The 9,097-nt window shown below is 62.8% G+C and carries 8 protein-coding genes; 3 read left to right on the top strand and 5 right to left on the bottom strand.

The window, feature by feature from the left end; all coding sequences use genetic code 11:
- Positions 1-257 (top strand): hypothetical protein (locus ACR9ZJ_RS07665; RefSeq protein WP_481287408.1); only part of this gene is annotated, 257 nt, incomplete at its 5' end.
- A gap of 165 nt (positions 258-422) precedes the next feature.
- On the opposite strand, the gene ACR9ZJ_RS07660 is transcribed toward ACR9ZJ_RS07665, so the two are convergent.
- The 5 genes from ACR9ZJ_RS07660 to dnaA form a co-directional block, all read right to left on the bottom strand.
- Positions 423-1,724: a tetratricopeptide repeat protein gene (locus tag ACR9ZJ_RS07660; RefSeq protein WP_481287407.1), complete on the bottom strand. Its 1,302-nt coding sequence runs from the start codon at positions 1,722-1,724 to the stop codon at positions 423-425.
- A 285-nt stretch (positions 1,725-2,009) separates the two neighbouring features.
- Complete coding sequence (gene gyrB, locus ACR9ZJ_RS07655) at positions 2,010-4,454, bottom strand: DNA topoisomerase (ATP-hydrolyzing) subunit B (protein WP_481282029.1); 2,445 nt, start codon at positions 4,452-4,454, stop codon at positions 2,010-2,012.
- A 70-nt stretch (positions 4,455-4,524) separates the two neighbouring features.
- On the bottom strand, positions 4,525-5,607 hold the full coding sequence (gene recF / locus ACR9ZJ_RS07650; protein WP_481287406.1) for a DNA replication/repair protein RecF: 1,083 nt from the start codon (positions 5,605-5,607) through the stop codon (positions 4,525-4,527).
- Positions 5,608-5,695: 88 nt separating this feature from the next.
- Complete coding sequence (gene dnaN, locus ACR9ZJ_RS07645; RefSeq protein WP_481282031.1) at positions 5,696-6,796, bottom strand: DNA polymerase III subunit beta; 1,101 nt, start codon at positions 6,794-6,796, stop codon at positions 5,696-5,698.
- A 213-nt stretch (positions 6,797-7,009) separates the two neighbouring features.
- Entirely contained in the window at positions 7,010-8,362 is a 1,353-nt protein-coding gene (dnaA, locus tag ACR9ZJ_RS07640) for a chromosomal replication initiator protein DnaA (protein WP_481282032.1), read from the bottom strand.
- Positions 8,363-8,553: 191 nt separating this feature from the next.
- Here dnaA and rpmH point away from each other — a divergent pair, with 191 nt between their 5' ends.
- Complete coding sequence (rpmH, locus tag ACR9ZJ_RS07635; protein ID WP_008211413.1) at positions 8,554-8,688, top strand: 50S ribosomal protein L34; 135 nt, start codon at positions 8,554-8,556, stop codon at positions 8,686-8,688.
- A gap of 14 nt (positions 8,689-8,702) precedes the next feature.
- Complete coding sequence (gene rnpA / locus ACR9ZJ_RS07630; protein WP_371024373.1) at positions 8,703-9,083, top strand: ribonuclease P protein component; 381 nt, start codon at positions 8,703-8,705, stop codon at positions 9,081-9,083.
- The last annotated feature ends 14 nt before the right edge of the window (positions 9,084-9,097 follow it).

Genomic DNA, 9,097 nt, shown 5'->3' with positions numbered 1-9,097 from the left:
CGACAGCCGGCGGCGGTGGGGCCGGCGGCGGAGGTGTCGGCGGCGGTTCGATGAAATCGACCTGTACCACCTTCTCTTTCTGCTTTTCCTGCGACTTCGGCGGCGCCATGGGCGCGACCAGCAGCAGGAAGGCAAACGAGTGCAGTGCAATGGCTACTGCCAACGCACTTGTGCGCCCCCAACTGAACGGCGCTTGGCCGGTTGATTCGTTACTTGAGGCCATCAGTCACTATCAAGAGCTAATCAAGCGGAAGTGAGCCCGCACTGCTCTTCCGGCGCTCGGCGTGTTGACATTGCCGAAAACGCAGGTTTCTGCAAGCGGAAAGATATGCAAGTTACACCAGCATTTGGTGTTTGTATAGACACCTGAAGGGAGGATTTACGGCTGTTCACAAGCCCCCCTTCTGGGACTTTACAAGCACTTACTTGCCGGTACCTGCGGTTTTCAACCAGGCGTTGGCCTTGGCAGACGTTTCCGGATCCTGCGCTGCCTGTTTCATGGCGGCGATGGCACCCGGCTTGTTCTTCAGACCACGCTCGGCTTCCGCGAGCACCATGTAGGCTTGACCCTTATGTTGCACACCCTTGCTGATGGCGTCCGTCGCGGCCTTCTTGGCCTCGCCGTACTTGTTTTCCTGTAGCTGGAGGCGCGCGACGCTGAGCGTCACCTCGCCATCCTTTGCGAGCGGCGCGGCCTTCTGGTAAGCGGCCAACGCGGCCTTCGTGTTGCCACCGGTGATCGCGGCATCGCCCTGGAGCTTGTAGACCTCGGCGCTCGGCTTCACGACACCCTTGGCGAGACCGTCCTCGAGCACCTGGCCAGCCTTCGCGGCGTTGGCTTCCTGGCGGTCGGTGTGGTCCTGGCCGTCGATCAGGTAGACCTTGGCGAGGTTCACGTACTGCTTCTCGTCCTTGAACGCACCGGCGGCACGACCCTTCTCCATCAGCGAGATCGCTTCCGGATACTTCTGCGCCTGGATCAAGGCCGAGGCGGCGTTGTTCAGCGCGGTGGGATCGTTCGGGTTCTTCGCCAGTTCGGCGGCGGCGAGATCGGCGGCCTTGTCGCCCTGGCCGGTCTCCGCATAGCTGGCGGCGAGGATCTGGTCCCACGAACCCTGCGGCTTGGCGTCCGGCATGGACTTCGCCTTGGTGATCGCGGCGATCGCTTCCGGGTACTTCTCGAGCCGGTAGTCGATGTTGCCCTCGAGGCCGTACGAGTCGGCGGTTTCCTTCTTGCCTTCGGTGCGCCATTCCTGCAGTGCCTGCAGTGCGGGGGCGTACTGCTCGTCGGCGACGAGGAACTGCACGTACATGTACTTGAGCTGGAAGTAGGTGTCGTTCGGCATGACGCCGATATCGAGCGCCTGCTTCAGCGTGGTGATCGCGCCCTTCACGTCACCGTCGTTGTACTTGAGGTTGGCGATGCCCTGCAGCGCGAGCGCCTGTGCGTACTTGCTGCTCGTGCCCGAACCGTCGGCCAGCGGCTGCAGGATCTGCAGCGCCTTGTCCTTCTCGCCATTGTTGGCGGCGTCCAGGCCTTCGTTGATGGCCTTCTGGTCTTTCTCGCTCTTGAGGTCGAGCTTGGGCTCCGTGCGGGTGGCATTCGGATACAGCGCTTCTTTCTTTTCCTTGGAAGCGGTATCGCGGGCAACCGCGGCGCCACTGACAAGGGAAAGTGCGATCGCGGTAGCGAGCGCCATCTTGATGAAGGAACCCTGTTTCATTGACTGACCTCTGTTGAAGGAGTCGTCGCACAGTGACGTGCTCCGGGGGACTACAGAGGTTAACCCGATTCGATTCCTAAGAACAAGTCGCAGTGCAAGAAAAAATTTCAAATAAAACAATCACTTGTTAGGAGAATGTTGGGACTTACAGATTTCTAGGTAAAAGGTTGCCTTGAAAACGGCATTTTCATCCCCGTTACGCGGAAATGTGACGGAACACAAAAAAACGCCCGGTCGCTGCCGACCGGGCGTTCCTGTCCCTTCCACTGGCGTGGTAGAGCGTCCTCAGATGTCCAGGTTGGCGACCTTGAGCGCATTCGCCTCGATGAAATCACGGCGGGGTTCCACCGCCTCGCCCATCAGCATCGAGAACATCTGGTCGGCCGCGACGGCATCTTCGATGCCCACCTGGAGCATGCGGCGCGTCTCCGGATTCACCGTGGTTTCCCATAGCTGCTCCGGATTCATTTCACCCAGGCCCTTGAAGCGCTGGATGGTGCGGCCCTTCTTGGCTTCGTCGAGCAGCCAGTTGCGCACCTCGGCGAAGCTGAGCACGCCACGCGAGGCATTGCCACGGCGCACCACGGCGCCGGGCTGCAGGCCCAGTTCGGCCAGCTGCTGCGAGATGGACTGGATCGCGCGGAACTCGGTACCGCCGAAGAAGCTCTGCGGCATGATCCACGTGTGGCTGAGGCCATGCTGCATGCGCTCGACCTCGATGGCCGCGCCTTGCTGCTCGTTCAGGGCCGGACGGAAACGCAAGGCATAGGTCGGCTTGCCCAGGCCACTGGCACTGAGTCGCTGGGCGATACCGTCGAGCCATGCCTGCATGCGCGCCGGATCGGACCACAGCCCGTCGTCCATGGGCACATGCTCGATCATCGCCGTGAGGGTTACGGTGTCGAAGCGGTGGCTGAGGCGTGCGATCTGGTCGAGCGAAACCTGATAGTCGCGCAACAGTTTCTCGAGGGTCACGCCATCGATGCCGGGAGCGCCCTCTTCCGGCGTCAGCGACGCGTTGTCCACGGCGCTGGCGATCAGGTACTCATTGAGGACAGTGTCGTCCTTGATGTACATCTCCTGCTTGCCCTGCTTCACTTTGTACAGCGGCGGCAGGCCGATGTAGACGTGGCCACGCTCGATCAACTCGGGCATCTGGCGGTAGAAGAAGGTGAGCAGGAGCGTGCGGATGTGCGAACCGTCCACGTCCGCGTCGGTCATGATGATGATGCGGTGGTAACGCAGCTTGTCCGGGTTGTATTCGTCCTTGCCGATGCCCGTGCCCAGCGCGGTGATCAAGGTGCCGACTTCGGCGGACGAGATCATCTTGTCGAAGCGGGCTTTTTCCACGTTGAGGATCTTGCCCTTCAACGGCAGCACGGCTTGCGTACGACGATTGCGACCCTGCTTGGCGGAGCCACCTGCGGAATCACCCTCGACCAGGAACAGTTCGGACAGTGCCGGATCCTTCTCCTGGCAATCCGCGAGCTTGCCCGGCAGGCCCGCGATGTCGAGCGCGCCCTTGCGGCGGGTCATCTCGCGGGCTTTGCGGGCCGCTTCGCGCGCACGCGCGGCGTCGACCGCCTTGGAGGCGATGTTGCGGCTCTCGGCCGGGTGTTCGAGGAGGAACTCGGCGAGTTTCTCGTTGATGACCTGCTCTACCGCCGTCTTCACCTCGCTGGAGACCAGCTTGTCCTTGGTCTGCGACGAGAACTTCGGATCCGGCACCTTCACCGAGAGGACGGCGATCATGCCTTCTCGCATGTCGTCGCCAGACAGGCCGACCTTGGCGTTCTTCGCCAGGCCTTCCTTCTCGATGTAGTTCTGCAAGGTTCGCGTCAGCGCGGCGCGGAAACCCGTGAGATGGGTACCACCGTCACGCTGCGGGATGTTGTTGGTGAAGCAGAACATCGTTTCCTGGTACGCGTCCGTCCATTGCATCGCCAGTTCGACGGTAATGCCGTCGGTTTGCGAGCTGAAGCTGATGACGGTCGGGTGCAGCGCGGTCTTCAGCTGCGCCAGGTGCTGCACGAAGGACTTGATGCCGCCTTCGTACGCGAAGATGTCCTTTCGCTCGTTGCGCTCGTCGACCAGTTCGATCGTGACGCCCGAGTTGAGGAAGGCCAGCTCACGCAGGCGCTTCGCCAGGATGTCGTAATGGAATTCGATGTTGTTGGTGAACGTGGCCGGGCTGGGCAGGAAGCGCACCATGGTGCCGCGACGGCTCGTGTCGCCGAAGACGGCGATGGGGGCGACCGGTTCACCGTGGGCGTACTCCTGGCGATGTTCCTTGCCTTCGCGCCAGATGGTGAGCCAGAGCCGGGAACTGAGCGCATTGACCACCGAGACGCCGACGCCATGGAGGCCGCCGGAGACCTTGTAGGAGTTCGCGTCGAACTTACCGCCCGCGTGAAGCACGGTCATGACCACTTCAGCCGTGGACCTGCCCTCTTCAGGATGGGTATCGACCGGAATGCCGCGGCCGTTATCGGCCACGCTGACCGAGCCATCCTGGTGGATGGTGACGGTGACGTAGTCACAGTAGCCGGCAAGGGCTTCATCGATGGCGTTATCGACGACTTCGAACACCATGTGGTGCAGACCCGTACCGTCGTCGGTGTCGCCGATGTACATGCCTGGACGCTTGCGGACCGCGTCCAGGCCCTTCAGGACCTTGATGCTGCCGGAGTCATAGGCGTTCGAATTCGTCGGATCGAGAGGTTCGTTCATGCGATGCCTGGTGATGGCGCCAGAGAGCGGTCCCGATGCGGCGCGGAAAAGCTTCGGGACAGTCGGTCGATTATAGCAAAGCCGTGACCACACCCTGTTCCACGTGGAACATCGTGACGGACTGGTCGGCAAGGGCGGACGGGATCTCGGTACCCGTGATAAAGACCTGAGCGTCGCGGCCCAGAAGCTGCGCGACAACCCACTCTTGATGGGTACGATCGAGCTCGGATGCAAGGTCGTCGAGGCAGACGACAGGCCATTCTCCGCGGATTTCGGCATGGAGGGAGGCCTGCCCTAGCAAGCAAGCCAGGGCACACAGTTTTTCCTGCCCACGGGAAAGGTGTTCGCGCAATGGCGCCTGTTCGAACGCGATGGAGAAGTCCGCACGATGCGGCCCGACCGTGGTGTGGCCCCTCCCCAAGTCGCGCAGCCGTCGTTCGGCCAATGTCGTGGCCAGATCAGCCGCTTCGTCCCAGCCAGGCCGATAGCGGACGGAGAAGTCGCCGAGTTCCGGGAGAACATTCGTCGTGAATTCACGGACGTGAGGGATCAACCGATCCAGGTACCCTCGCCGGAAAGCCGTTATGCCCTCTCCCGCAGCGGCCAACTCCGCTTCCCACGGTTCCAGGAGTCCCCCGTCCAGCGGCCCACCGGCCCGAAGCAGCGCATTCCTTTGTTTCAGTGCCCGCTGGTACCGGCGCCACTGGTTCACGAAAGCATGTTCCACGTGGAACATGCCCCAGTCGAGGAACCGGCGGCGTTCGTCCGAGGCTCCCGCGATCAGGTCGTGCGACCCCGGCTCGAAGCACACGACGGCGCATTCCTGAACCAGCGCACCAAGCGATGCGGCGGAATCACCGTCGACACGAGCCTGCCAACGCCCTCCTTCACGACCCAGGCCGAGCCGGCGCGTCCGGCCGTCTTCGGAACGCACCTCGGCAAAGACCGAAAGAGCGTTAGATCCTCGCTTCAACAGGACATCGCGGGAGCCGGCACGAAACGAACGGCCATGCGACAGCAGATAGGCCGCCTCCAGCACGCTGGTTTTCCCGGCGCCGTTCGGGCCCACGAACACGTTGATCCCTGGTGCCGGGGTCAACGACACCGATTCCATGCAACGCAATCCGGCTATCCGCAACGACTCGAACTTCATTCCCAGCCTTTTCCCATCCCAAACGAACGACGCCGGGGTGTCGAAGACATCCCCGGCGTCGTGGGCCGAACTTTAACGTGCCTGCCGGTCAGAGGCGAAGCGGCATCACCACATGGCGGGCTTCTTCGTTGCCCTCTTCCTGCAGGAGGCAACTCGACTGGGCGTCGCGCAGGTTGATCCGGACCTTGTCGCCGCGCAGCGCGCCAAGCGCGTCGAGCAGGTAACCCACGTTGAAGCCCACGGCGAGATCGTCGACCACGGTTTCGGCCTCGACTTCTTCCTGGGCCTCTTCCTGCTCGGGGTTGTGCGCGACGATCTTGATACGACCGGGGCTCAGTTCGAGCTTCACGCCGCGGTACTTCTCGTTGGAGAGAATCGCCGCACGCTGCAACGCACTGCGCAGCACGTCACGCTCGATCGTCGCCGTCTTGTCGGCACCGAGCGGGATCACCGCCTCGTAGTCCGGGAAGCGGCCGTCGATCAGCTTCGAGGTGAAAACGACTCCGCCGCGGCGTACACGCAGGTGGTTGCGACCGAACTCGAGTTCGACCGAACCCTCGCCGGCCTCGAAAAGGCCGATGAGTTCGTTCACGCCCTTGCGCGGAATGATGATCTGACGGCGGGCGGACACCGAGCTTTCAAGCTTGGTTTCCTTCAACGCCAGGCGGTGGCCATCGGTGGCGACGCAGCGCAGCGTGTGTTCCTGCAGATCCAGCAACATGCCGTTGAGGTAATAGCGCACGTCCTGGTTCGCCATGGCGAAGGCGGTGCGATCCATCAGGTCGCGCAGGACTTCTTCCGGCAGCGTGACCCGTTCGACCAGCTCGATTTCATCGATGGTCGGAAATTCGCTCGACGGCAACGTCGCCAGCGTGAAGCGGCTTCGGCCGGCGTTGAGCGCGATGCGCTCGCCGTTCAACTTGATGTCGATCTTCGCGCCGTCAGGCAACGCGCGAACGATGTCGAACAGCTTTCGCGCTGGGATCGTGATCTCGCCTTCCTGCACGCCGTCGGCGGCGGTGGTGGCGATCATCTCCACTTCGAGGTCGGTGCCCGTGAAGGACACCTCGCTACCGGAGGCGCGCACCAGAAGGTTGGCCAGCACGGGCAGCGTCTGGCGGCGTTCCACCACGCCGACCACCTGCTGCAGGGGTTTGAGCAGTACTTCCCTCTGGATGCTGAATTGCATGCGTCCCCTACTCCTGCTTTTAAGTTTTTAAGATTTTATTAGTGGTAGTTGTAGGGCCGGTGGATATCTTGAAAAGTCCGAAAAGAATCTATTTTTCAAAGACTTGATCAAAGATATCGACTGGCCCGAACACGCGGTTTCATGTGGGTGCCTTGTGGATAACTTCAGGCCTTAAAACCGTCCTCCATCCATCCACCTATTATCCACAGGTTCTCAGCCCGTCAATATACGGATGAGCTGCTCCCAATCCTGGCGCATGCGCACGTCCTTCTCGCAGAAACCGCGGATCGTGCGGCAGGCGTGCAGCACCGTCGTGTGGTCGCGGCCGCCAAAGGCTTCCCCGATCTCCGGCAGGCTGTGCTCGGTCAATTCCTTGGACAGCGCCATGGCCACCTGCCGCGGACGCGCCAGGGAGCGCACACGCCGTTTGGAGAGCAGGTCGGAGAGGCGCACCTGGTAGTAGTCCGCCACCGTCTTCTGGATGTTCGGCACGGTGACCGCTTGCGCATGCGTGTTCAGCAGGTCGCGCAGGGTTTCCTCGGCGAAGTCGGTGGTGATCGGCTTGCGGTAGAAGTTGGCACGGGCGGCGAGCGTATTGAGCGCGCCCTCGAGGTCGCGCACGTTCGAACGGATGCGCCGGGCAAGCAGCATCGCCACGTCCTCGGACACTTCCATGCCCTTGTCCGACGCCTTGGAGAGCAGGATGGCCGCGCGCGTCTCGAAATCCGGCGGCTCGATCGCCACCGACAGGCCCCAGCCCAGGCGCGACTTCAAGCGCGGTTCCAGCTTGTCGAGTTCCTTCGGATAGCGGTCGCAGGTGAGGATGATCTGCTGCTTCGCCTCGAACAAGGCGTTGAAGGTATGGAAGAACTCTTCCTGCGTGGTGTCCTTGCCGGCGAAGAACTGGATGTCGTCGATCAGCAGCGCATCCACCGAGCGGAAGCGGCGCTTGAAGTCGTCCATGTTCTTTTGTTGCAGCGCCTTCACCATGCCGCTGACGAACTGCTCCGAGCGCAGGTACAGCACCTTGGCCCCCGGGTTGTTCTGCATCAGCAGGTTGCCCGCGGCGTGCATCAGGTGCGTCTTACCCAGGCCCGTGCCGCCGTACAGCAGCAATGGGTTGTAGGCGCGGCCGGGGTTCATCGCCACCTGCATCGCCGCGGCCTTGCCCAGCTGGTTCGACTTGCCCTCCACGAAGGTTTCGAACGTGTAGTGCGGATCGAGGTTGTGTACGTGCGGCGGTTCCGGCGCCGCTTCCGGCGCGCGTGGCGATGCCGGCATGGAAACGTGCGTGGCCGACGCCGGGCGCATGGGCGCGGGGCGGCCGCCGGACGAACCGACTTCCAGGCGCACGGGCAGGGCGCGGCCTGTCAGGTGTTCCACGATCGACTGGATTTTCACCAGGTATTGCTCGCGCACCGTATCCAACGAATAGGGATTGGGCGCGTACAGGAACAGGCCGGTCGGATCCTCCCGGGGCTGCAGGGGCATCAGCCAGGTATGGACATCCTCGGCGCTCAATTCGCCTTCAAGACGCTCGAGACAGCGTCTCCAGAGATCACTCATCAGGTATTCTTGCCACAGAAAGGGCGCATGCGCGCGGGGTGGACGACGAAGTCTACCAGCGTTCCGCCCGCTCGCCCGGGTCCGCCGAGCCGCGGCCTTTCGCTTGCCGCCGTGCCCAAACGGTTGACAGTCCTCGCGAATCTCGGCCATACTTTCCGGCCATATTCAATCTTCACCCGGATGTAAGCGCCATGAAGCGTACTTTCCAGCCCAGCAAGCTCAAGCGCGCCCGCACCCACGGCTTCCGCGCTCGTATGGCCACGGCCGACGGCCGCAAGATCCTCAACGCGCGCCGCGCGAAGGGTCGCAAGCGCCTGATCCCGTAAGCGGCTCGCCTGTCGTGCGTGCCGCAGCCTTGCCGCGCGATGCGCGGCTTCGCCGCGCCGCCGACTTCGCAGCGTTGCGAACAGTCAGCGGTCGCCTCGGCGGCCGCTGTTTTCTTTTGCGCTTCGGAAACAACGAGCTCGACACCGCCCGGCTCGGCCTGGCGATCTCCAAGCGCTGTTCCAAGCGCGCCGTCGACCGCAACCGGATCAAGCGCCTGGCGCGTGAGGCATTTCGCCACGCACGCCCCGCCCTGCCACCCGTCGATATCCTGGTCATGGCCCGCGACAGCGCGGTCAACGAGACCGGTGCGGTGCTCCTGGCCGAGCTCGATGCGCTGTTCCGCCGTATCCGGCCGTTGAAGCGCGAGGGTGCCGACGGCACAATCGCGCGTTGACCTTCCCGTCCTCC

Source organism: Luteibacter sp. KNZ12-1A, assembly GCF_056755675.1.
This window is presented reverse-complemented; position numbering and strand designations above follow the sequence as displayed.

Coding starts and splice junctions, on each gene's coding strand:
- dnaA (WP_481282032.1), bottom strand. CDS start 8,362: ATGAGTGATCTCTGGAGACGCTGTCTCGAGCGTCTTGAAGGCGAATTG.
- gyrB (WP_481282029.1), bottom strand. CDS start 4,454: ATGAACGAACCTCTCGATCCGACGAATTCGAACGCCTATGACTCCGGC.
- ACR9ZJ_RS07660 (WP_481287407.1), bottom strand. CDS start 1,724: ATGAAACAGGGTTCCTTCATCAAGATGGCGCTCGCTACCGCGATCGCA.
- recF (WP_481287406.1), bottom strand. CDS start 5,607: ATGAAGTTCGAGTCGTTGCGGATAGCCGGATTGCGTTGCATGGAATCG.
- dnaN (WP_481282031.1), bottom strand. CDS start 6,796: ATGCAATTCAGCATCCAGAGGGAAGTACTGCTCAAACCCCTGCAGCAG.
- rpmH (WP_008211413.1), top strand. CDS start 8,554: ATGAAGCGTACTTTCCAGCCCAGCAAGCTCAAGCGCGCCCGCACCCAC.